We start from the raw sequence: 518 nt of genomic DNA, 5'->3' as shown, positions 1-518 counted from the left end.
TCTAGAAGGTAAGTTGGGTGCTCTGACCAATTCGACGAAGAAGTACCAGAATCTGTTGTATAGCCTTGGCAATATAGGATTGCATACTGATGCGCATAGCCGCGGCAGTATGACAGCGGGCAATGGATCGCATGATTTAGAAAAGCATGGTGTTCATGGTATAGCAAAGGAAACAACGATTAATTTCTTTGGACCAGCTTATAATACTCAAAACATGGCAGATACGTTATATATCTTAAGTGATGGAAAGCAGGATTACGTAAACTTGGAAAATCATAAAAATGACTTTGTGGGTACAAAGATTGGCAAAAATCCTTACACTTTTGAGCAAATACCTCCTGGAAGTGGTCCCTGGAAAGAAGCAGGGCAAATATTTAAGGGCTACCCCAGTGTTCATGCTTGTTATGGTCATGCAGGTTATGCGTGTACAAAGTTCTATGGTTTACCTAATCGTACGCCAATTTATTCAAAATATTCAGGGAGGAAAAAATGAAACAAATCTTGAAATTATTAAGTGG

Annotated in this window: 1 protein-coding gene; it reads left to right on the top strand. The window is 39.2% G+C overall.

Annotation, left to right across the window (positions count from 1 at the left end):
* A partial coding sequence (locus ACFIJK_RS09540; RefSeq protein ID WP_375627616.1) for a hypothetical protein occupies positions 1 to 493 on the top strand: 493 nt, incomplete at its 5' end.
* Positions 494 to 518 lie beyond the last annotated feature (25 nt).

The organism is Bartonella sp. PS17NMGDW (assembly GCF_042193555.1).
In the GTDB taxonomy this organism is placed as follows: domain Bacteria; phylum Pseudomonadota; class Alphaproteobacteria; order Rhizobiales; family Rhizobiaceae; genus Bartonella; species Bartonella grahamii.
The sequence above is the reverse complement of the archived record's forward strand: the minus strand, read 5'-3'. Positions and strand labels throughout refer to the sequence as shown.